We start from the raw sequence: 23,341 nt of genomic DNA, 5'->3' as shown, positions 1-23,341 counted from the left end.
CTCCTTAAAGAAAGCCCCGGCAACTGGCCGGGGCTTTGGGTGTAATGTCGGTGTCATGCCTTAATCTGGCAATTAAAGTGCCCGACAATTCAACTGGAGCAGGTTCAACTCTCGCAAGGCCACCGAGAACTTGGCGAACTCGTGGGTACTGGTGGTCTTGAAGTCGGCCAACATGTGGGTCCAACGGGACAAGAGTTGCTCATGCTCCGAAATCCAGTCGGCCAGTATGGTAGCGCATTCTCCCTGATCTTTGCACCCTTCCAGTACCACAGAAGTGAGACTGCGTTGCTGCCAGTCAAGATCTTCGCGGAAGGAGGCTCGCGCCATCGCCTGCCAGTGGTTGCCGACCGGCTGATGGTTGATCTGGTCGAGGAACCAGTGCAGATCCAGTTTGGCTCCGAGGCGATAGTAAACGTTGGCGGCACGCAGGATATCGGTCTTGTGCTCCGCGGCAATTTGCGCCAGATCCAGGCTTGAGAAGAGGCTGCTCATATGGGCGACCTGACGGGCAATGGCCTCAGGCACCTGTTTCTCCATCCACTTGGCAACAGCCTGACGATGCTCGGCCACTTCGCTCTCATCCATCACCTCGTAGAGGTGCTTCCCTAAGGTCTCGAACGCCGGACGGAAGAAGGCGATGTTCTCGCTAATGCTCCAGCTGCGATTGCGGGCACGCAGGAACCAGCGGGTGGCACGGCGCACAATCCGGCGGCTGTAGAACATCAGCTCGAGCTGAGTCTGGGCATCCACCAGATTGTCGCACCCTTCGATATCGCGCCAAAGCTGGTTCATGCCAAACACTTCGCGGGCCATGGCAAAGCAGCAGGCCACTTCGGCGACCGAGGCTCCGGTCTCGTCCTTCATCCGGCTGGCGAAGTTGAGCCCCATGTCGTTAACCAGCATGTTGGCCACCCGGGTAGCGATTATCTCGCCGCGTAGCGGGTGATCGGCCAGCTGGGCACCAAACTGCTGCTGCACCTTGGCCGGGAAGCTGGTGACCAGCATGTTGGCGAGGAAGGGCTCGTCGGTCACTTCCGGGCAGTTGAGCTGCTCTTTCAGCACCATCTTGCCGTAGGCCACCAACACCGCCAGTTCGGGGCGGGTCAGTCCCTGCCCTGCCGCCATCCGTTCGGAGAGCTCCTCGTCAGAGGGGAGGAACTCCAGCGCACGGTCCAGCTTGCCTTCCCGCTCCAGTCCCTGAATAAAGCGCTGCTGCTCTTTCAGTTGTTCAGAGCCGCGGAAGCTGGTGACCGAGATAGACTGGGACTGGCGATAGGCGTTGGTGATCACGATCTGCGCCACGTCGTCGGTCATCTCATACAGCATCTGGTTACGCTGCTTGAGGGTCAGATCCCCTGCCGCCACCAACTGGTTCAGCAGGATCTTGATGTTCACCTCGTTGTCGGAGCAATCCACCCCGCCCACGTTGTCGGTAAAATCGGTATTGATGCGACCGCCCTGACTGGCGTACTCCACCCGGCCGAGCTGGGTAAAGCCGAGGTTGCCCCCCTCACCCACAATGCGGGCCCGCAGATCGCGACCATTGACTCGCAGTGCGTCATTGCTGCGATCGCCCACTTCCCCATCGCTCTCGCGAGCGCTCTTCACATAGGTGCCGATGCCGCCGTTCCACAGCAGGTCGACATTGAGGCAAAGCAGTGCCTTGATGAGCTCGTTCGGCGCCATGCTGGCCTTGTCGGTGCCGAGTAGTGTCTGCATCTCGGGGCTGAGCTTGATGGATTTGGCCGAGCGCAGGAAGATGCCGCCCCCTTGTGATATCAGCTCGCGGTTGTAGTCATCCCAGCTGGAGCCCGGCAGATCGAACAGGCGCTGGCGCTCGACAAAACTCTTGGCCGCATCCGGAGTGGGGTCGACGAAGATGTGCATGTGGTTGAACGCGCCCACCAGCCGGGTGTGCTCGGAGAGCAACATGCCGTTGCCGAACACGTCGCCGGCCATGTCCCCAATCCCCACGCAAGTGAAGTCGGTGGTCTGGCAGTTGACGCCAATTTCACGAAAATGCCGCTTGACCGACTCCCAGGCACCACGGGCGGTGATGCCCATCTTCTTGTGGTCGTAACCGACCGAGCCGCCGGAGGCGAATGCATCGCCGAGCCAGTGACCGTATTCGAGGCTGATCTCGTTGGCAATATCCGAGAAGGTGGCTGTGCCCTTGTCTGCGGCGACTACCAGGTAGTAGTCATCCTCATCGTGACGCACCACGGATTTGGGCGGGATCACCTCGCCGCCGATGATGTTGTCGGTCACATCGAGCAGGCCACGAATAAACAGGCGATAACAGGCCTTACCCTCCTCCTGGATGACAGCACGGGGCGCCCCCACCGGCATCTGTTTGCAGTAGAAGCCGCCTTTTGCCCCCACCGGCACAATGACGGTGTTCTTCACCTGCTGGGCTTTCACCAGACCCAGCACTTCGGTGCGGAAGTCCTCTTTGCGATCTGACCAACGCAGACCGCCACGAGCCACTTTACCCCAGCGCAGATGCACCCCTTCCACCCTCGGCGAGTAGACAAAGATCTCGAACTTGGGTAGCGGCAGCGGCATGTCGGTGATGCTGGACGGCGCCAACTTGAAGGAGATGTAGGGCTTGATGTTGCCCGCCTTGTCCAGCTGGTAGTAGTTGGTGCGCAGGGTAGCGTCAATCATCTCCACATAGCGGCGAATGATGCGATCGTCATCGAGGTTAGCAACCTGATCCAGCTTGGCGGCAAGCTCCTCGTGCAGCTTGGCCTGTACCTTTGCGTCCTGCTTGCCGGCAGGATCCAGGCGCTGTTCGAACAGGGTAAACAGCAGTTGGGCGATATCGGGGTAGCGGGTCAGGGTCTCTTCGATATAGGACTGGCTGAAGGAGACGCCGGTCTGGCGCATGTATTTGGCATAGGCTCGCAGCACAGAGACCTGACGGCCGGTGAGACCCGCCCCCAATACCAGCCGGTTGAAGCCATCATCTTCCAGCTGCTTGTTCCAGATGGCGGCAAACGCCTGCTGGAAGCGCTGCTGGCTCTGGGCCAGATCAAAGGGCTGCTCGCCATGCAGCAGCATGGAGAAGTCGAGGATCCAGAACAGATCGCCGCCCGGAGTGCGAACCTGATACGGAGTCTCGCCGATCACCCGCAGTCCCATGTTCTCCAGCATCGGCAGCACGTCGGAGAGGTGAATGGGCTCGGTGCGGTGGAACAGCTTGAGCCGTACCCGACGATCGTTCTCCTCCTCCTGCGCGCGGTAGAACAGCATGCCCAGCGGCTCGGCTTCGCTCAGGTTATCGAGCGCCATGATGTCGGCCACGGCAGAGCCAGGCAGCACATCTTCCTTGTAAGCACGGGGGAAGGCGGTACTGAAACGGCGACGCAGCTCGTTGCCACGGGCCTCGCCATAGTGGGAAAGCAGCACGGAGTCGAGTCTGTCGTCCCAGCTGCGGGCCGCTTCAATCAGGTTGTTCTGTACTTCGTTCACATCCACATCCACGTTGTTGTTGTTGACCCGCACTATGTAGTGGGTCCGCGCCAGCACGCCTTCGGTGAAGTAGACGTTGAACTCCACCTCTTCATTGCTGCCAAAATATTTCTGCAAAATTTGCTGAGTTTTGATCCGCAGCGCCGTGTTGTAGCGCTCCTTGGTGACATAGACCATGCAGGAGAAGAAGCGACCATAGACATCGCGGCGCACGAACAGTCGCAGCATGTCCCGCTCCTGCATCTCCAGCACCCCAAGACCGGTGGCCAGCAGCTCCTCTTCACGAGCCTGGATCAACTCATCGCGGGGATAGGTTTCCAATACGTTCAGCAGCGCCTTGTAGGCGTGGGAGCCCTTCTCGTGACCGGAGGCGGCCATGATGCGCTCGAGACGATGGCTGATGAGCGGGATCTGGGTCGCGCTGGTGTTGTAGATGGAAGAGGCGTAGAGGCCGATGAAGCGATCTTCCCCGATCACCTTGCCATGCTCGTCAAAGCGCTTGATGCCGATGTAATCCACATAAGCCGGACGGTGCACCCGGGACTTGCTGTTGGATTTGGTGAGGATCAGCAGGTCAGAACTCAGAGCGGCGTGACGGGCGCTGGCCGGCATATTGCCAAGGCGCTGACCCACCTCCTTGATGGAGTTTTTCATCAGCCCAAGGCTGGAGCTCGCCTGCGGCAGGATCTCGTGATCCCCCTCCACTGCCTTGACGTCGTAACGGCGATACCCCATCAGGGTGAAGTTGTGGGCAGCCACCCATTTGAGGAAGGCAACGCAGGAGGCCACCTCCTCCTTGCTGACCGGGTGTTTGCGCTTGGGCAGTTCGTCAATGATCTCATTGAGCTTGGCCAGCATGGGCTGCCAGTCGCCCACTGCCAGCGCCACTTCACCAGCCACCGAGTTGAGCTCGGCAGCCAGCGCGGCCATCTGCTCCTCGCTGGTGAGGTGATCGATCTCGATAAGGAAGGCCGTTTCAACCGAGGTCTGCCCATCGGTGTTGTCGAGCGCCAGAATGGCGTCAATCTTGCCATCCGCTCCACGAATGAGGTGCAGCGGTTGGTGCAGCATCATGTGGGCGGTGATATTGAGCCGCTTGAGCGCCATCCGGATGGAGTCCACCAGGAAGGGCGAGTCCTGCAGGATCACCTCGACGATGGTATGGGGCGATTGCCAGCCGTGACGGGTCAGCTCGGGATTGTAGACCCGGATGTAGGGATCGGTACCGCTGCGCTGATTGAGGGCATTCCACAGGCTCAGGGCCGCGCCGTAGAGATCGCTGTCATTGCGATCGTGCAGATCGGAGCTCGCCATGTTGCCGTAGAACTTGGCAACGAAGCGCTCGACCAGAGAGGCACTGTTTTTTGGCAACTTCTGATGGATCAGGCTGAGAACGTTTTCGAGCAGAACTGAGGTAGGGGCGTCTTTCAATGCCATTTTTATATTCCTTATCGGACGACATTAACCACCGACGCAGAGGCAACCACCCTGGTTACCCGCTGGTGCAGAGTTGTTGCGAAGTGTAATGGCTTGGCTAAGGGAAGGCGAGGAAAGGTGCTAACGAGATGTTAAAAACAAGGTGCAGATCACGGCTTAAACTGTGAGAAATTTTGTAAATAACCAAAAATACAGAAATTCCCACTACCTTTGTGCCAGTTTACCGGATAGATAGTGACATAAAGCAGATAAACAGTCGGTAATCTGTTCTATTTTTGTTAATTTATGCGTTCGAGGCTGATAAAGCGGTAATCATCCTGGGTTTTCAGCCGAAAATAGCCATGCACACCATTGATGGCGACAAAGGGCCGTATTTTTTCTATGCCAAGCTCCAGGGTCAATCCCTGTTCGCTGCGCACCACCAGCCGTCTGGCATGGCCCTGATACATCAGCATCACCTCATCGCTATTCAATGAGAGCCGAAAAGTAAATTGCTTCACGCTTGCTCCTGATCACACGGCACATCAATGTGGGGCAGGCGCGTTAACGCCCCTGCCCCGACGATACTTACTGCTGTAGCGCCTTGCTGACCTTCTCGAACAGATCCCGTGCCAGCCCCTCAAGGTTGGCAAGACGGGTCAGCTCGGCGCGGATCAGCGCCTTGCGCACCTCATCCAGTCGCTTGAACTGGATAAGCGGGGTAATGAGGCGGGAGGCCACCTGCGGATTCACCTCGTTGAGCTCGATCAGCAGATCGGTCAGGAAGCGGTAACCACTGCCATCCACCGCATGGAACTGCACCTGATTGCTCATGGCGAAGCTGCCGATCAGCGCCCGCAGCCGATTCGGATTGCGAATGCTGAAAGTGGGGTGACTCATCGCCTGTTTCACTTCACTCAGCACATCGGCAGCCGGTTTGCTGCCAATCAGCCGCAGCCAGTTGTCCAGCACCAGTCCATCCTTGGCCCACTTGCCCTCGAAATCGGCCAGCAGCGCGGCGCGGCATGGCAACAGATAGCCGTTGGCCACCTGCAGTGCCGCCAGGGTGTCGGTCATGTTGTCGGCAGTGGCATACTGCTCGCGCACCAGCGCATCGGCATGCTCCGCATCCAGTGCCGCCAGATAGCCGAGCACTACCCCTTTGAGGGCCCGTTTGGCCATGTCGGCGTGCACCACCTGATAACCATTCAGACGCAGGCTCTGATAGGTTGCCGCCAAGCGCGCACCAAAGGCCTCGGCAAGACGGGTATGGATCGCGTCGCGCACCTGATGGATGGCATCGATATCGGCCACCTCGAACAGCTCGGCCAGGGTCGCCTCACCGGGCAGCGCCAGGATCTCCGCCTTGAGGGCCAAATCGAGATCGCTGTCGTCAAGAATGGCGACGAAGGCGGCCAGCAGGGTTTGGGAGAGTTCAACCCCCTGCCCGTGCTGGACCCGCGCCACCCCGTCGATGACCGCTTTGTTGATCAGCATCTGGGCCGCATCCCAGCGGGCAAACTCGTTGCGGGCAAAGCGCATCAGAAAGGCGAGCGCTTCGTCGCTGTAGTCATAGTGCAGCTTGACCGGCGCAGAGAAGTCCCGAAGCAGAGAAGGAACCGGTTTGACCGGCACTTGATCGAATTCGAAGGTCTGCTCCGCTTCCAGCACGTCGAGCACGTTGCCGATGGCCTTGCCCTGATACTGCAGCGCAATGACGGCACCCTGCTCGTCATAGAGCTCGATATCGAGGGGGATATGCAGCGGCAGCTTCTGCGGTTGATCCTGAGTCGGCGGCGTGTGCTGGCTCACATGGAGGCGATAGATACCGCTGGCGGCATCGTACTCGTCGGTCACGGTCAACTCGGGGGTGCCGGACTGGCTATACCAGCGACGGAAACGACCGAGATCGACACCGGAAGCATCCTCCATCGCCTGCACGAAATCATCGCAAGTAGCGGCCGAGCCGTCGTGACGCTCGAAGTAGAGACGCATACCAGCCTGGAAGGCATCTTCCCCCAGCAGGGTGTGCATCATGCGGATCACTTCCGACCCCTTCTCGTAGACGGTCAGGGTGTAGAAGTTGTTCATCTCGATCACCACATCCGGGCGGATCGGGTGCGCCATGGGGCCAGCATCTTCGGCAAACTGCGGGCCGCGGACGGTACGCACGTTGTTGATGCGGTTGACGCCACGGGAGCCCAGATCGGAGGAGAACTCCTGATCCCGGAACACTGTCAGCCCCTCTTTCAGGCTGAGCTGGAACCAGTCACGACAGGTGACGCGGTTGCCGGTCCAGTTGTGAAAATATTCGTGACCGATCACCCGTTCGATACCGTGGTAGTCGCCATCGGTAGCGGTGGCCGGATTGGCCAGCACGAACTTGGAGTTGAAGATGTTGAGCCCCTTGTTCTCCATGGCGCCCATATTGAAGAAGTCCACCGCAACGATCATGTAGATGTCGAGATCATACTCGAGGCCAAAACGGTGTTCGTCCCAGCGCATGGAGTTGATGAGACTCTCCATGGCAAAACCGGCGCGATCGAGGTTGCCCTTGTCGACGAAGATCTCGAGGGCCACCTTGCGGCCGCTCTTGGTGGTGTAGTGGCTGCGCTCCACATCGAAATCACCGGCCACCAGCGCAAACAGGTAGCTGGGTTTGGGGAAAGGATCCTGCCACTGCACGAAGTGACGGCCGCCATCCAGATCACCGCTATCGACCTTGTTGCCGTTGGAGAGCAAGAAGGGGAACTGGGCTTTGTCGGCGGTAATGCGGGTGCTGTAACGCGCCAGAATGTCGGGGCGGTCCAGATAATAGGTGATGCGGCGAAACCCTTCGGCTTCGCACTGGGTGCAGTAGGCATCACCAGACTTGTAAAGCCCTTCCAGCGCGGTGTTGGCGGCCGGATCCAGCAGGGTGACAATGGTCAGCACACATTCGGCCGGCAGGTTGAACAGGGTCAGACTGCTCTCGCCTTGCTCGTAGTGGTCACAGGGAATGCCATCAATGGCAACGCTTTTGAGGGTCAGCTGCTCACCATCGAGGACGAGCGGCGCATTGTGCTCGCCGTTGCGACGAATGCGAGTGATGGCGGTGACCTGGGTCAGCGGCTCCTGCAGTTGGAAATCGAGGTCGATGGTGTCGATCCAGTAGAGCGGCGCCTGATAATCCTGGCGATATTTGGCCGTCATGGCCTGGGGGTGATCGGTCATTATTGTCTGCTTCCACGCTTGTTAAAGGCGAGAAAGAGGCTGTCACAACCAACTGGCGGGGTCAAACAATTTGCATTACGTCAGATATGCCAGACAAAAAGAAAGGGCGACCGCAGTCGCCCTTGTGCATTGGAGGCCGCTTTGTCAGCTGCGTTTGCTGACCTTGGCCAGATCTGCCGTGATATTGGCCGCTTCGATGAGATACTCATCGGGCGCTTCGAAATCAGCGGGCAGTTCATCCAGACTCTTCACCGCCGGCTTGCCAAGACGTGCCAGACGCTCGTTGGTACGTTTGAGCGCTTTCTCATCCTGTTTCGCCTGCTCTGCAACACGCTCCGCCTCGTTGAGGGAGACCGACTTCTTCTCTTTCTCCTCCTTGTAGTCGGCGATGTCCTGCATCACATAGGCAAACTCGGGATCCTTGGCGATCCGGGCATCGTGCGCCGCCTGCAACTTGGGCAGTACACTGGCGAAGTTGCCGAGTTTCTCGTAGTTGGCGGAGGCAATCTTGTCCCACGGCAACGCATTGAACTCACGGCTTTCGCCCGTCTCTTCCGGAGCAACCGGTGTCGGGAAGCTGATATCCGGCGCAACGCCCTTGTTCTGGGTGCTGCCACCGTCGATCCGGTAGAACTTGGCGATGGTGTACTGCACGTGACCGAGCGGCTGCTCGTAGAAGTCATAGACCTTGGCGAGGCTGCGATGCTGCTGCACTGTCCCCTTGCCGAACGAGTTTTCACCCAGGATCAGGGCTCGACCATAATCCTGCATGGCGGCAGCGAAGATCTCGGAGGCCGAGGCACTGTATCTGTCGATCAGCACCGACATGGGACCGCCGTAATAGACGTTGCCATCGTCGTCACCGTTGACCGTGATACGACCCATATGATCACGGATCTGAACAACAGGACCGCTGCCAAAGAAGAGACCACTCAGGGCGGAGGCTTCGGTCAGGGCGCCACCGCCGTTACCGCGCAGATCGATGATCAGACCATCGATCTTCTTCTTGTTCAGGCTGGAGAGCTCCTTGATCACGTCGTCGTGCAGATTGACGTAGAAACTCGGGATCTCGATGACGCCAATCTTCTTGCCTTCGGCGTTAACCACCTTGGACTTGGCTGCCCGGTCTTCAAGGCGCACCTTGTCGCGGGTCAGCTCGATCTGCTCGGTCTTGGCAGTTGCGCCCTTGCCGCGCTGGATCTCCAGCTTGACCTTGCTCCCCTTGGGCCCCTTGATAAGCTCGACCACGTCATCAAGACGCCAGCCGATCACATCGACAATCTTGCCATCTTCCTGCCCTACCCCGGTGATCTTGTCATCGGGCTTGAGGTGGTTGGATTTGGCAGCCGGGCCACCGGGCACCAGAGAACGGATGACGGTAAAGTCATCTTCCGCCTGCAACACGGCCCCAATCCCCTCTAGCGAGAGGTTCATCTCGGTGTTGAAACGATCGGCACTGCGCGGTGAGAGGTAACTGGTGTGCGGTTCGATGGCACGAGCGAAGGAGTTCATGAAGAGCTGGAAGACATCTTCGCTCTCGGTCTGGGACATCCGCTTGATGGCGTTGTTGTAACGCTTGCCAAGCAGCTCCTTGATCTCGGGCCACTCCTTGCCGCTGAGCTTGAGACTCAGGGCATCGAACTTGACCCGCTGACGCCACAGCTCGTTGAGCTCTGCTTCATCTTTGGGCCAAGCCGCCCCTTCCCGATCAAACACATAGTTGTCGGTCTGGGTAAAATCGAAAGGAGTATCAAGCAGTTTGAGGGCGTATTCGAACCGCTCATAACGCCGCTGCTGACTCAGGTTGAACATCTCGTAGGCGGGAGCCAGACGGCCTCTTTCGAGGTCGGTGTCAAAACCGTTACGGTACTTTTCAAAACGGCTGATATCAGAGGCCAAAAACAGGTTGCGGCTGTAGTCCAGATTCTCCAGATATTTATCGAAAATCACGGAGGAAAAGGCATCGTCCAGCTTGAACTGTTTGTAGTGCGAGCGGGTAAACAGATTGGTAATTCGCTTGCTGGCCGTAGCATGTTGGCTCTCTTGAGCCAACACAGGCAAATCACTCTCCTTGAGCACCGGCTCGATGGCCTGTGCAAGCCCGGCAAGAGCCAGGCTACAGGCAACGAGGGAAAAACGAATTACGCCATGCTTCAACATTTGTCTCCTTAGAGAACCAAGTGCTCTGATTTGACCCGCACCATCATGCCGGTCTGCAGTTGGACCTGTACATCGTCCTTGGTTACTTCCTTGATGGTTGCCGGAACCGGGAATTTACCCATAACGACGCGCACATCCTGGCCCACTTTCAGCGTAGCGGCATCCACTTTAACCAGCGGAGCGTCAGCGACCGGTGCCTTGGCGGCAGCTTTCGGCTTGGCAGCTACATCAGCTTTCTCGGTTTTGCGCACAGCAGGACGACGTGGCTTCTTGACCTTCTCATCCTTCTCTTTGGTATTGGTACGACGGCTGGCGAATACGCGCTCTTTGCTCTCTTTCAGAGCTTGCTTGGCGTGCTCGATGTGCTCTTCGGTCAGCAGTTCGCCCGGGTTGCCATCCAGATCAACGCGAGCCTGGCCAGCTTTGAGACCGTGCAGGTAGCGCCAGCTGGAGGTGTATTGACGCAGTGCGGAACGCAGCATGGTCTTGGAGACTCTGGCATCGTCAGCAAGACGCTCGGCCAAATCCTGGAAGATGCCAATCTTGAGCGGCTTGGCCTCTCCTTCAGCAACGAAGCAGGCCGGGAATTTCTCGACCAGGTAGGCAACGATCTCTTTACTGTTCTTCAGCTTCTCAGTGTTTTCCATGTATAACCTTGGCTTTCATATAAACGCACGGGCACGTCCCGAGCACAACAAAGGCCCCATTATAGAGAGCTTGGGGCCTTTTGCGAACCATCTAGCAATGACTTAGAGCATGCTTTCCAAAATTTGCACCGTTTCTTCGAGGCCAATCCGGTCTTGCTGGTCGAAACGGTTAAAAATCGGACTGTCGATATCGAGTACCCCGATGATCTCGCCACCACGGCGCACCGGGATCACGATTTCCGAGTTGCTCGCGCCATCACAAGCGATATGACCATCGAACTGGTGGACATCGTCAATGAGCTGGGTTCTCCCCTCTGCCACTGCCGTACCACACACCCCACGGCCGACCGGGATCCGCACGCAGGCCGGTTTGCCCTGAAATGGCCCCAATACCAGGGTCTCGCCCTGCAACAGATAAAAACCGACCCAGTTGATCTCCGCCAGCTCCTGATTCAGCAGTGCGGAGAGGTTGGCCAGATTGGCAATCAGATCGGTTTCCCCCTCCAGCAGCGCCTTGGCCTGCTGGTTGAGGGTGCGATAAAATGGTTGTTTTTCAATCATGATTAAATAAACTTCACTCCCTGATGGTTTGGGGAAGGTAACGCCTGGCCGGGAAATTTCAAATATTTTTTCCACTCCCCGCTCCTTGCGCCGTTATTCCCGGGCAACGGAAAGCGCCAATTGCTGGCGTTGACCATTACTCCACTCGATATTTAACAACCAGATCATGACGGGTGATGTACAACTCCCCACCTGGGTTACCCCCTGCCACTGTCCGTCTATTTCTTCAAAGCTCACCGGAATGGTGCCCATAAACATATCTTTGCCTTCGAGTGTCGCTTTCACCGGTTTGATGGCCGGATCGCCGCCGGTAATAGCGATGGCAAAGTCATGTTCGGCGCGCAGCGGTAATTCCTTGATGGCGACCGTCAGCGACTTGTCACCAATCAGCGCGCTGCAAGGGGTGTGGGAAAGATCACAAATCTGATCTTTTTTCTGGTCAGCAGAGACGCTGTTATCGGCCGAAAACCAGGTGCGATAAGCCATCAGCGCCAATAACAGCGCCAATACCAGTACGAGGTGCAAAACTTTACGTGCGGTAAGTCTCTCTTTCATCAAAAACAGCCCGATTAAGATGCAATTAAAATAGTTTTTTGTGATCTCGAACAAGGTAAAAAACTGCCATATCGAGACCGGACGGAGCCAAATATATCACTGTTTATACTGTTATTTTACCTGTCACTTCAGTATCATTCCCATGCAGTTTTCATTTAGCCATCTTTTGCTTTTCCTTTCGTTAACAGATGTTAACAACTGGTCGGCGGTGGCTGATGAAGCCAGTCCGGTCCTCCGGATACAAAACCAAACAACAGCAGCATCGGAAGCGGAATATAACGATGAGCCATACAACTAACCATCCTGAGTACAACTACACCGTTGTTCGCCAGTTTACCGTCATGACGATTGTCTGGGGAATTGTCGGCATGTCGGTTGGCGTACTGATCGCAGCCCAGTTGATCTGGCCTGCCCTCAACTTCGAGACCCCGTGGCTGACTTACAGTCGTCTGCGGCCCCTCCATACCAACGCAGTGATCTTCGCCTTCGGCGTCAGTGCACTGATGGCCACCTCGTTTTACGTGGTGCAGCGCACCTGTCAAACCAGACTGTTTGGTGGCCCGCTGGCTACTTTCGTCTTCTGGGGCTGGCAAGCAATCATTCTCTCTGCCGCCATCTCTCTGCCGCTGGGTTACACCTCCGCCAAAGAGTATGCCGAGCTGGAGTGGCCGATTGATATCGCCATCACAGTGGTATGGGTCGCCTATGCCATCGTCTTCTTCGGCACCCTGATGAAGCGCACCACCTCCCACATCTATGTGGCGAACTGGTTCTTCGGCGCCTTCATCATCACCGTTGCGGTGCTGCACATTGTCAACAACATGGAAGTGCCGCTCTCCGGCATGAAGTCCTACTCCATGTACTCCGGCGCCATGGACGCCATGGTGCAGTGGTGGTATGGCCACAACGCGGTAGGCTTCCTGCTGACCGCCGGTTTTCTGGGGATGATGTACTACTTCGTGCCCAAGCAGGCCGGTCGTCCGGTTTACTCCTATCGCCTCTCCATCGTGCACTTCTGGGCGCTGATCTCCCTCTATATCTGGGCCGGTCCGCACCACCTGCACTACACCGCACTGCCTGACTGGGCACAGTCCCTCGGCATGGTGATGTCCCTGATCCTGTTCGTACCTTCCTGGGGCGGCATGATCAACGGCATCATGACCCTCTCCGGTGCCTGGCACAAACTGCGTTATGACCCCATCCTGCGCTTCCTGATCGTCTCCCTCTCTTTCTACGGCATGTCGACCTTCGAAGGCCCGATGATGGCGATCAAAACCGTCAACGCCCTCTCCCACTACACCGACTGGACCGTTGGTCACGTTCACTCCGGTGCGCTGGGTTGGGTTGCCATGGTCTCCATCGGTGCGGTCTATCACCTGATCCCGAACCTGTTCGGCCAGGGCCGGATGTACAGCGTCAAGCTGATCAACGTTCACTTCTGGCTGGCGACCGTGGGCACCGTGCTCTACATCGTTGCCATGTGGATTTCCGGCGTGATGCAGGGCCTGATGTGGCGTGCAGTCAACGAAGACGGCACCCTGACCTACAGCTTCGTTGAAGCGCTGCAGGCATCCTATCCCTTCTATTTCGTGCGCTTCCTGGGTGGCTGCTTCTTCGTCACCGGCATGTTGCTGATGGCTTACAACGCCTATCGCACCATCACTGCGCCCAAAGGTTCTCTGGAACCTGTCGCCCAGCCAGCATGATTGAAGAGGTCAACCCATGAGCAACAATAACCGTCACGAAATATTTGAAAAAAGCGTTCCCATGCTGGTGGTCGGCATCATCTTCGCCATCAGTCTGGGGGGCCTGGTTGAAATCACTCCGCTGTTCTTCCAAAAGCAAACCACCGAGCCGGTGGAGGGCCTCAAGCCCTACACCGCTCTGCAGATGGAAGGACGCGACATCTTCATTCGCGAAGGCTGCACCAACTGCCACAGCCAGATGATCCGTCCGTTCCGTGCCGAAACCGAGCGTTACGGTCACTACTCGGTCGCCGGTGAGAGCGTCTGGGAACACCCCTTCCTGTGGGGTTCCAAGCGTACAGGTCCGGATCTGGCCCGTGTCGGTGGCCGGTACTCCGACGAGTGGCACAAGGTTCACCTGATCAACCCGCGCGATGTGGTACCGGAATCCAACATGCCCGCCTATCCCTGGCTTGATACCAATGTGCTGACTGGCGAGATGACCGGCAAAAAACTGGCGCTGTTCCGCGATCACTTCGGTGTGCCCTATACCGACGCCGATATTCAGGGTGCTGGCGAAGCCGTCAAGGGCAAAACCGAGCTGGATGCGCTGGTGGCCTATCTGCAATCACTGGGTCATGCCCTGAAATAAGGAGGCGAAAATGGACTACGGCACATTTCGCGGTCTGTATACCTTGCTGTTGATGGCCATCATGATTGGCATCATCGTCTGGGCCTACAGCAAACGCCGCAAGACCTCTTTCGACGAGGCTGCCAATTTGGTTTTTGCCGATGATGAGCAACCCGGTGCTGATAAAAAGAACGCAGGAGCGAAACAATAATGAGCACTCTGTTTAGCATTTTTGTGACTGTCATCAGTCTGGGAACCATCCTCGGCTGCTTCTTGCTGCTGATGTGGTGCCGCAAGGACAAGATGGGTGTTGAAGAAGGCAAATCGATGGGTCACTCCTTCGATGGCATCGAGGAGATCAACAACCCGCTGCCGAAGTGGTGGACTTACATGTTCCTCTTCTTCATCGTCACCGGTCTGGTTTATTTGATCGCCTTCCCGGGGCTTGGCAACTTCAAAGGCCTGCTGGGCTGGCAAAGTTCCAACCAGGACGTGCGCTCGCTGGCCGAGTCCAAAGCTGCAACCGAATCGGCCAAGGCTGAAGGTCGCGCGGTGGAGTATGACCGTGAGGTCGCCAAGGCTGACGAGATCTACGGCGCCAAGTTCCGTGAACTCACCTACGAAGCGGATGGCAAAACCTATCGTGCCATCACCGAGATCGCCAAGGATCCGGAAGCCCTGAAAGTGGGTCAGCGTCTGTTCCTGCAGAACTGCTCCCAGTGCCACGGCTCTGACGCCCGCGGTGGTCGCGGTTTCCCGAACCTGACCGACAGCGAATGGCAATGGGGCGGCCAGCCTGATCAAATCAAGACCACCATCATGGGCGGTCGTCAGGGGATCATGGCTGCCTGGGGTGAAATCCTCGGCAAAGATGGCGTTCAGGAAGTGGCCTCCTATGTGCTGAGCCTCTCCGGTCGCAAGGTTGACCTGGTGGAAGCGAAGAAAGGTGAAGCCCGCTTCGCCATCTGCGCAGCTTGCCACGGTGCCGATGCCAAGGGCGGTATTGCCGTCGGGGCGCCAGATCTGACCAACAACACCTGGCTCTACGGTGGCTCCCGCGAAGTGGTGGTACAAACCATCACCCACGGTCGTCACGGCGTGATGCCAGCCTGGAAAGATATTCTGGGTGAGGACAAGGTTCACCTGCTGGCCTCCTACGTTTACAGCCTGTCCCATCAGCCTGCTAAATAAAGGTCGCTCACATAAGTCGTAACATGTGATAAACACGTGATTACACAGCAAAAAGCCTCGACTCCTCGAGGCTTTTTGTTATCTTGTGTTACGTAAAAACCATCTTCCACGTTAATCATTCGTTTCATGGCAGTAGCAATCATGACCCAACCTCTATCCAAACCGTGGTATCGCCAATTCTGGCCCTGGTTTATCATCGCCCTCCCCACTGCCGCCGTTGTTGGCAGCATCGCCACCGCCATCATCGCCAGCAAGGATGGGGTCAATCTGGTGGCCGAGGACTATTACAAACAAGGGAAAGAGATCAATCAGGACTTGAGCAAGTTTGACCGCTCCGAAGCGCTCAATATCCGCTTTGGGCTGGAGGTTGACGGCAACGAGCTGACCCTCAAACCCATCAGCGGTGACATTCCTGCCGGGCAAGCTCTCTATCTCTCATTGTTCCACCCGACCTTGGCCGGTCAGGACAGTGAACACATGATCACCGCCGATGCGAGCGGTACCTATCGCCTCCATTTCGACAAGCCGCTGGTCGGCAAGTGGCACATTCGGGTCGATGCCTTTGATCACCAATGGCGATTGCAAGAGACCGTCCAGCTGCCCACCCTGGCCCCTGTCGAACTCGACCCGAAAGGACGCTAAGCCATGACCGGCTGTTCTCACTGTGGCGAGCCGGTGCTCGCCAGTGCCCCTGCTGCTTGCATTCTGCATTCAGGGAGGCATAACGCATGACCCCCTGCTTTCACTGTGGCGAGCCGGTACCCGCCAATAGTGGCTATTCCCTCGAGATAAAGGGGATTGTTCGCCCCATGTGCTGCCCCGGCTGTCAGGCTGTGGCAGAAACCATCATGGAGTGCGGCCTCGCCAGTTACTACGATCACCGCACCGCTCCCGGCACCAAGGGCGATCTGGTGCCCGAGGAGCTGGCCGCCCTCACCCACTACGATCTGGCAGAAGTACAACAGGATTTTGTCACCGACAACGGTACCCTTCGCGAAATCCAGCTGACAGTTGAAGGGCTCACCTGCGCCGCCTGTGCCTGGCTTATCGAACGTCACCTAATGACCCTTGGCGGCCTGCGCTACATCAACGTCAACACCACCACCCACCGGGCCCGCATCAAGTGGGATCCGGGCCAGCTCTCCCTGAGTGACATCCTCAAGGGATTTGCCCAGATCGGCTATCGCGCCTATCCGTTCCAGACCCATCAACAGGAGGCGCTCTACGCCAAAGAGGTGCGCAGCTATATGTTCCGGCTGGCACTGGCAGGGCTTGGCTCGATGCAGGTGATGATGTGCGCCGTGGCTCTCTATATGGACCTCTTCATCAGTGTTGAAGATGAGTTCATGGTCTACTTCAAGTGGATAAGCCTGTTGCTCTCCACCCCCATCATGATCTATTCAGCCCAACCCTTTTACGTGGGTGCCTGGCGCAGCCTGAAACAGGGCCATCTGTCGATGGATGTGTCGGTGTCGCTGGCGCTGATCGGGGCTTTTATCGCCTCCATGTGGGCCACCGTGTTCAATACCGGTGAGGTCTATTACGACTCCATCACCATGTTCGTCTTCTTCCTGCTGCTGGGGCGCTTTCTCGAGTTGCGGGCCCGGCGCAAGGCGTCGGAATCGAGCTCCAACCTGGCACGACTGGTGCCCATCATGGCGACCCGCATCGATGATGAAGGGGAGCATGAGGTAGCGGCCAAGACCTTGCAGGTCGGCGATCGGGTACGGGTGCTGGCCGGAGCAACCTTGCCGGCGGACGGCATCATTGTCGAAGGGCAAGCCAGCCTCAACGAATCCATGCTGACCGGTGAACAGCTGCCCCTGCTCAAACAGCCCGGTGAGCAGGTCTATGCCGGTACCATCAACACCGATGCCCCGCTGCAGATCCGGGTCAGCCACCGTATCGAAGAGTCGCGGATCGCCCAGATCATGCGGCTGCAGGATCACGCCCTCGACGACAAACCGGCCATCGCCCAGATGGCGGATCAGCTGTCGCGCCACTTTATTCTGGTGCTGCTGATCATTGCCGCCGCGGTCTGGACCTTCTGGCACTTCCATCAACCGGATCAGGCGTTCTGGGTCACCCTCGCCGTGCTGGTTGCCACCTGCCCCTGTGCCCTGTCGCTGGCCACCCCGACGGCGCTGACCTCGGCCACCGCCAATCTGACCCGTAACGGCATTCTGCTGCGCCGTGGTCATGTGCTGGACGTGCTGACCAAGGCCAACCGGATCGTGATGGACAAGACCGGTACCCTGACTACTGGCGAGATCAGTCTGACGCAGACTCAAGCGTTGGCCGACCTTGACGTGGCCCACTGCCTCGCCATCGCTCGGGCCATGGAGGCGCAATCCGAACATCCCATTGCCCGTGCCTTCCGACTGCCCGCCGACAGCATCGCCGTGTTGCCATCCGTTCGCGAGATCACCCCGGTCATCGGTCACGGCATCACGGCGCTGGTGAATGGCGTACGCTACCGCATCGGCAGTGCCCGCTGGCTTGGGCTGGATCCGGCGCAAGAACGCGGCCGCGGTCTGGCTATCTATCTGGCCGACGAGCAGAAGGTCTTGGCCCGCTTCAATCTGGAAGATACCCTGCGCCCCGATGCCAGGGCGCTGATCGCGGCATTCAAGGCGGCCGGTCTGCAAACTACCGTGCTGACTGGCGACAGCTCTTTGCAGGCAGACGAGATTGCCCGCGAGCTAGGAGTGGATGAGCTGGTCAAGGGGGTCTCGCCCGATGGCAAGCTGGCCTACCTCAAGGCCCGGGAAGCCCAAGGGGATATCAGCATCATGGTGGGCGATGGCATCAACGACGCCCCGGTACTGGCTGGCGCTCACGCCTCGTTTGCCATGGCTGGTGGCACCGATCTGGCGAAAAACAGCGCCGATGCCATCCTGCTGGCCGATGACCTGAGCCGACTGCTCGAGGCCAGAGTGCTGGCAATGCGTACCCGCAAGATCATCATCGAGAACTTCGCCTGGTCCATCGGTTACAACCTGCTGGTGCTGCCGCTGGCGGCCTGCGGCTGGCTGCCCCCCTATCTGGCGGCGGCGGGCATGTCGCTCAGTTCACTCATCGTGGTAACCAACTCGATGCGCCTCAACCGATGAGACCGGTGGCGGAAAATAGCTGAAAATGTGGCCTGCCTCCAATGCAGGCCACATTTCTCACTGATAGCGGCTGGCCCCCTGCCCAAACAGGGTTACCATAGGGGACACTTGCCAAGGATGAACGCCAAGGTACCTCTCATGAATATAATTTTTGTCCTGATCCCCATCGCCATCCTGTTTGTGATCATCGCCGGGGTCATCTTCTTCTGGGCCATTCGCTCCGAACAGTTTGAAGATCTCGACCGGCAGGGTTCCAACATCCTGTTTGACGAAGAGCAACCTGCCCACAAACCCGTAAAGCCTGCTGACCATGACCCACAACCTTGATCTGGCCGGCGCCCTGCTGGTCGGACTGGCAGGGTCTGCCCACTGTATCGGCATGTGCGGTGGCGTCTCCGCCGCGCTCTCCATGGCGATCCCCGCCAACAAGCAGCACTTCTGGGGGCGGCTTGCCTATCTGCTCAACTACAACCTCGGCCGGATCCTGAGCTATGTGATTGCAGGTGCACTGGTGGGCGGCCTGCTCGCCACCACCAGCGAGCTGGGCGCAGGCAAACACGCTATTGCCGGCTTACGCCTGGTGGCGGCGTTATTGATGATTGCGCTTGGTCTCTATCTGGCGGGCTGGTGGCAAGGGATCTTGCTGCTGGAGCGGCTCGGCGCAAGACTTTGGCCCCGTATCAAACCGCTGGCGGGCAAGTTTCTCCCCTTCACCTCACCTGTGCAGGCACTGCCCTTTGGCATGGTGTGGGGTTGGCTGCCCTGCGGGCTGGTCTACTCCATGCTGACCTGGAGCGCAGCGGCGGGTTCGGCCAGTGGCGGGGCGCTGATCATGCTCTTTTTTGGTCTCGGCACCCTGCCCACCCTGTTCGCGTTGGGCGGGCTTGCCGATCGCCTGAGATACTGGCTCACCCTGCGCAGTTTGCGCCTTGGCGGTGCCCTGCTGCTCATTTTGTTCGGGGTGCATACCTTCTGGATTGGCATTGCTTCCTTTTGAAACCCTATCCAAAACGGATGAGTTGATGGTAAACTTGTTTGATATAAATCAATTATTCGTATGAGCCTATGATCCCGGAAAAGAAACCTGGCAGACGTATCCAGAGCGGTGGCTGTGCAATTCATTGCCAGGATTGCAGCATCAGTCAGCTCTGTATTCCCTTCACTCTGAACGACAACGAGCTTGATCAGCTGGACAGCATCATCGAGCGCAAGAAGCCGATCCAGAAGGGTGAAGAGCTGTTCAAGGCTGGCGATGAGTTCAAATCGCTCTATGCCATCCGTTCCGGGACCATCAAGTCTTACACCATCACCGAGCAAGGGGATGAGCAGATCACCGCGTTCCACCTCGCTGGCGATCTGGTCGGTTTTGACGCCATCCACAAACAGGCCCACCCCTCCTTCGCCCAGGCGCTGGAAACGGCCATGGTGTGCGAGATCCCGTTTGAAGTGCTGGATGATCTCTCCGGCAAGATGCCCAAACTGCGTCAGCAGATCATGCGTCTGATGAGCAACGAAATCATGGGCGATCAGGAGATGATCCTGCTGCTCTCTAAAAAGAATGCCGAAGAGCGCCTCGCCGCCTTCCTGCACAATCTGTCGGTACGCTTCTCCGAGCGCGGCTTCTCCGCCAAGGAGTTCCGTCTCTCCATGACCCGTGGTGACATTGGTAACTATCTGGGACTGACCGTCGAGACCATCAGTCGTCTGCTCGGCCGTTTCCAGAAGTCCGGTCTCATCAGCGTCAAAGGCAAATACATTACCGTGCTGGATCAGGTCGCGCTGGGCATGATGGCCGGTGCCACTCGCCCGCCCTGCGGCTGATTTTTCCGCTTACCCTCTCGCTTTTCTCCTGCTTTCCCTGCCGGATCCTTTCCTCTGGAATGTGATCCGGTACGTTCCCCATACCCTCCTCCTGCGCTAAGCTGTAATGGCTAAGATTCTGCTGTCATTGGACTTTTCCAAGGAGGAGAAGATGGTCAAATATCAGAATATTCTGGTGGTTATCAATCCAGAAGAGGAGCGTCAAATCGCCCTCGAACGGGCAGTCAAAGTCGCCGAGCTGGACGAAAACGCCCATCTGACCCTGCTGCTCACCATCTATGACTTCTCGTATGAAATGACCGCCATGCTCTCGGTGGACGAGCGGCAAGAGATGCGTGATGGCGTCATTTCACAGCGACGTGAGTGGCTGGACGAAATCCTGACCCCCTATCGGGCACAGGGGATCGAATGCGAAGTGAAAGTGGTCTGGCACAACCGTCCTTTCGAGTGCGTCATTCAGGAAGTGCTGGAGCAGCGACACGATCTGGTGGTCAAAGCCACTCACCATCACAGCTTCCTGCAAACCTTCATCTTTACCCCCACCGACTGGCACCTGCTGCGCAAATGCCCCTGTCCGGTGCTGCTGGTCAAGGAGGGTCACTGGCAACGGGGCGGCAACATCATCGCCGCCATCAACTGCTCAAGCGACGATCCGGATCAGAAATTGCTCAACGAACGGATCACCCAGGAAGGAAGCGACATCGCCGAGCTGCTGGGCTCCAATCTCTATCTGGTCAACACCTACCCGGGCACCCCGGTCAACGTGGCCATCGAGCTGCCGGAGTTTGACCCCAACGCCTACAACGAAGCTATCCGCAAACACCACGAAAGCCTGCTGCTCAGCCATGCCGACAAGTTCGGGATCGGTCATCTCTGGACCCGGGTAGCAGAGGGGCTACCGGAAGAGGTGTTGCCGGATATGGCCGAAGAGCTCAAGGCGACCCTGATGATCATGGGCTGCGTCGGCCGTACCGGGCTTTCTGCTGCTCTGCTCGGCAATACCGCCGAACATGTGATTGACCGCCTCTCCTGCGACATCCTGATCCTCAAACCGGCGGACTACAGCTGCCCGGTCGACAGTCGTCGCAATCAATCATAAGGTACCTGGCACCTTGCCCTCCCCCGGGACATGGCTATAATAACGCGCTTATTTGTGTCCCGGGTTTTACGAGCATGCTAGAAGAGCTGAACGCCAAAGAAAAATACAGTTTTAACAAACTGCAAAAGCGCCTGCGGCGCAACGTGGGTCAGGCCATTGCCGACTTCAACATGATTGAAGAGGGCGACAAGGTCATGGTCTGCCTCTCCGGCGGCAAGGACAGCTTCGGTATGCTCGACATACTGATAAGCCTCAAAGCCAGCGCCCCCATCCATTTCGATCTGGTTGCCGTCAACCTGGATCAGAAGCAGCCCGGCTTCCCCGAGCATGTGCTGCCCGAGTATCTGGATTCCCTCGGTATCGAGTACAAGATCGTCGAGGAAGATACCTACTCCATCGTCAAAGAGAAGGTACCGGAAGGCAAAACCACCTGCTCACTCTGCTCACGGCTGCGCCGCGGTATTCTCTACCGCACCGCCCAGGAGCTGGGTTGTACCAAGATTGCCCTTGGCCACCACCGCGACGACATCCTCGAGACCCTGTTCCTCAACATGTTCTACGGTGGCAAGCTCAAGTCCATGCCGCCCAAGCTGGTGAGCGACGATGGCAAGAACGTGGTGATCCGCCCGCTGGCCTACTGCAAAGAGAAGGATCTGATCCGCTACGCAGACGTCAAAGCCTTCCCCATCATTCCGTGCAACCTGTGCGGCTCGCAGGAGAACCTGCAGCGTCAAGCCATCAAACAGATGATGCAGGATTGGGATCGCCGCTTCCCCGGTCGTATCGAGACCATGTTCACCGCCATTCAGGACGTGATCCCGAGCCACCTGCTCGACCACAAGCTGTTTGACTTCAAGAGCATCAACCGCGACTCCGGCATCATCGATGGCGGCGACAAGGCGTTTGATCCGCCCGAGATGCCAAAGGCGCCGCTGCTGGATATCGACGAGATGGACATGCTGGATGTGATTGAAGTGCGCTAAGCCGCCGTCACAGGGCAAACACCACGCAATAAAAAAGGAGCGATAATCGCTCCTTTTTTGCTTTCTTGACCTGCCTGTTACCAACGTGACAACACCATCGGCATCAGTCCTTGTGCAGCCAGGGGGTCAGTCGCAGCACGTCACCCTGCAGGCGCAGTTGCCCGGCAGCGAACGCGGCCAGTTGCTCATTGCTTAGCAGCAGGTGGCCTTCCTGCCAGGGCAGCGCTTCCTGACGGGCGCCATCAATCAGATAAGCAGTGCCGCTCTGCTGCACCAGGGTAATGCGTACCCCTTCCATCTTCGGCAGGAAGTGCTTGCCGACCATGCCCGCCATCTTGTCGAGCAGCGACTGCATCTGCTGCTGACGGGCCGCCAGCTCGGCCAGCGGCAGCTCGGGCCCGTTCGGCGCATCGGCCATCACCTGTACCGTCATATCGCAAGTGGCGTGCTCTTCTTTCAGGCCGACGGTCACGATCCCCTTGTCGAGGTTGAGATCCTCATCAAAAGGCAGGCGCAGTTCGCTATCGACCGTTACCTCGCCCGCCACTTCCTTGCTGTCGGTTGCAACCCGGGCAAAGGTGAGGCCGCAGCGCTGACCATTTTGCGGATCAGTCAGATAAAACCCCAGTCTGGCGTGACCAAACTCCCCTTTGGCAAAGGTCTTCATCTGGCTGTAGAAGGTGCTGTATTGCAGATCCAGCACCGGCTCAGCCAGCGCCAGCCCTGGCAGCAAGAGCGTGGCCAGCAGACTCTGGCGCAAAACCTTGGTCACTCCATATCGACGGGTCATTC

The 23,341-nt window shown here is 57.8% G+C and carries 19 protein-coding genes; 11 read left to right on the top strand and 8 right to left on the bottom strand.

What is annotated here, in order from left to right:
• Positions 1 to 72: 72 nt before the first annotated feature.
• The 7 genes from G5306_RS03055 to G5306_RS03025 form a co-directional block, all read right to left on the bottom strand.
• Positions 73 to 4,911 carry an NAD-glutamate dehydrogenase gene (locus G5306_RS03055; protein ID WP_421312358.1) on the bottom strand — a complete coding sequence of 1,613 codons (4,839 nt, stop codon included), beginning with the start codon at positions 4,909 to 4,911 and terminating at the stop codon, positions 73 to 75.
• A gap of 278 nt (positions 4,912 to 5,189) precedes the next feature.
• Complete coding sequence (locus G5306_RS03050) at positions 5,190 to 5,411, bottom strand: DUF2835 family protein (RefSeq protein ID WP_005351919.1); 222 nt, start codon at positions 5,409 to 5,411, stop codon at positions 5,190 to 5,192.
• Between the two features lie 67 nt (positions 5,412 to 5,478).
• A complete protein-coding gene (gene pepN / locus G5306_RS03045) occupies positions 5,479 to 8,103 on the bottom strand; it encodes an aminopeptidase N (protein ID WP_421312356.1) in 2,625 nt (874 codons plus the stop codon).
• A gap of 144 nt (positions 8,104 to 8,247) precedes the next feature.
• Positions 8,248 to 10,263 (bottom strand): carboxy terminal-processing peptidase, encoded by a 2,016-nt coding sequence (gene prc, locus G5306_RS03040; RefSeq protein WP_421312355.1) that lies wholly within the window; start codon positions 10,261 to 10,263, stop codon positions 8,248 to 8,250.
• 8 nt (positions 10,264 to 10,271) lie between these two features.
• The gene (gene proQ, locus G5306_RS03035; protein ID WP_421312353.1) at positions 10,272 to 10,910 is read right to left on the bottom strand and encodes an RNA chaperone ProQ; all 639 of its coding nucleotides are present in this window, start codon (positions 10,908 to 10,910) and stop codon (positions 10,272 to 10,274) included.
• Between the two features lie 102 nt (positions 10,911 to 11,012).
• Entirely contained in the window at positions 11,013 to 11,471 is a 459-nt protein-coding gene (locus G5306_RS03030; RefSeq protein WP_005360536.1) for a GAF domain-containing protein, read from the bottom strand.
• Positions 11,472 to 11,564: 93 nt separating this feature from the next.
• Complete coding sequence (locus G5306_RS03025; RefSeq protein WP_216953567.1) at positions 11,565 to 12,026, bottom strand: hypothetical protein; 462 nt, start codon at positions 12,024 to 12,026, stop codon at positions 11,565 to 11,567.
• A gap of 281 nt (positions 12,027 to 12,307) precedes the next feature.
• On the opposite strand from G5306_RS03025, the gene ccoN reads away from it, so the two are divergent.
• From ccoN to ttcA, 11 genes are all read left to right on the top strand, one after another.
• Complete coding sequence (gene ccoN / locus G5306_RS03020; RefSeq protein ID WP_005336616.1) at positions 12,308 to 13,732, top strand: cytochrome-c oxidase, cbb3-type subunit I; 1,425 nt, start codon at positions 12,308 to 12,310, stop codon at positions 13,730 to 13,732.
• Positions 13,733 to 13,748: 16 nt separating this feature from the next.
• Positions 13,749 to 14,363 (top strand): cytochrome-c oxidase, cbb3-type subunit II, encoded by a 615-nt coding sequence (ccoO, locus tag G5306_RS03015; protein ID WP_021230095.1) that lies wholly within the window; start codon positions 13,749 to 13,751, stop codon positions 14,361 to 14,363.
• 10 nt (positions 14,364 to 14,373) lie between these two features.
• Positions 14,374 to 14,553, top strand: a complete 180-nt coding sequence (locus tag G5306_RS03010; protein ID WP_005336620.1) for a CcoQ/FixQ family Cbb3-type cytochrome c oxidase assembly chaperone — start codon at positions 14,374 to 14,376, stop codon at positions 14,551 to 14,553.
• Positions 14,553 to 15,533 carry a cytochrome-c oxidase, cbb3-type subunit III gene (gene ccoP / locus G5306_RS03005; protein WP_047435046.1) on the top strand — a complete coding sequence of 327 codons (981 nt, stop codon included), beginning with the start codon at positions 14,553 to 14,555 and terminating at the stop codon, positions 15,531 to 15,533. Before G5306_RS03010 ends, ccoP begins: the two co-directional genes overlap by 1 nt.
• A gap of 141 nt (positions 15,534 to 15,674) precedes the next feature.
• Positions 15,675 to 16,175: a FixH family protein gene (locus G5306_RS03000; RefSeq protein ID WP_005345427.1), complete on the top strand. Its 501-nt coding sequence runs from the start codon at positions 15,675 to 15,677 to the stop codon at positions 16,173 to 16,175.
• Between the two features lie 86 nt (positions 16,176 to 16,261).
• Positions 16,262 to 18,646 carry a heavy metal translocating P-type ATPase gene (locus G5306_RS02995; protein WP_421312351.1) on the top strand — a complete coding sequence of 795 codons (2,385 nt, stop codon included), beginning with the start codon at positions 16,262 to 16,264 and terminating at the stop codon, positions 18,644 to 18,646.
• 138 nt (positions 18,647 to 18,784) lie between these two features.
• The gene (gene ccoS, locus G5306_RS02990) at positions 18,785 to 18,973 is read left to right on the top strand and encodes a cbb3-type cytochrome oxidase assembly protein CcoS (RefSeq protein WP_202004609.1); all 189 of its coding nucleotides are present in this window, start codon (positions 18,785 to 18,787) and stop codon (positions 18,971 to 18,973) included.
• The gene (locus G5306_RS02985) at positions 18,957 to 19,643 is read left to right on the top strand and encodes a sulfite exporter TauE/SafE family protein (RefSeq protein WP_019446375.1); all 687 of its coding nucleotides are present in this window, start codon (positions 18,957 to 18,959) and stop codon (positions 19,641 to 19,643) included. The genes ccoS and G5306_RS02985 overlap by 17 nt, the downstream gene beginning before the upstream one ends.
• A gap of 68 nt (positions 19,644 to 19,711) precedes the next feature.
• Complete coding sequence (locus G5306_RS02980; RefSeq protein ID WP_005336632.1) at positions 19,712 to 20,467, top strand: FNR family transcription factor; 756 nt, start codon at positions 19,712 to 19,714, stop codon at positions 20,465 to 20,467.
• A gap of 151 nt (positions 20,468 to 20,618) precedes the next feature.
• Positions 20,619 to 21,566: a universal stress protein UspE gene (gene uspE, locus G5306_RS02975; RefSeq protein ID WP_005345417.1), complete on the top strand. Its 948-nt coding sequence runs from the start codon at positions 20,619 to 20,621 to the stop codon at positions 21,564 to 21,566.
• Positions 21,567 to 21,640: 74 nt separating this feature from the next.
• Positions 21,641 to 22,549 carry a tRNA 2-thiocytidine(32) synthetase TtcA gene (gene ttcA / locus G5306_RS02970; protein WP_421312349.1) on the top strand — a complete coding sequence of 303 codons (909 nt, stop codon included), beginning with the start codon at positions 21,641 to 21,643 and terminating at the stop codon, positions 22,547 to 22,549.
• Between the two features lie 103 nt (positions 22,550 to 22,652).
• Here the strand turns inward: ttcA and G5306_RS02965 are convergent, their stop codons facing one another.
• Positions 22,653 to 23,339, bottom strand: coding sequence for a DUF2987 domain-containing protein (locus G5306_RS02965; RefSeq protein WP_227342886.1), 687 nt, complete (start codon positions 23,337 to 23,339; stop codon positions 22,653 to 22,655).
• Positions 23,340 to 23,341 lie beyond the last annotated feature (2 nt).

The sequence above is a fragment of the Aeromonas sp. 603404 genome (assembly GCF_049171775.1).
GTDB lineage: Bacteria > Pseudomonadota > Gammaproteobacteria > Enterobacterales > Aeromonadaceae > Aeromonas > Aeromonas veronii_A.
This window is presented reverse-complemented; position numbering and strand designations above follow the sequence as displayed.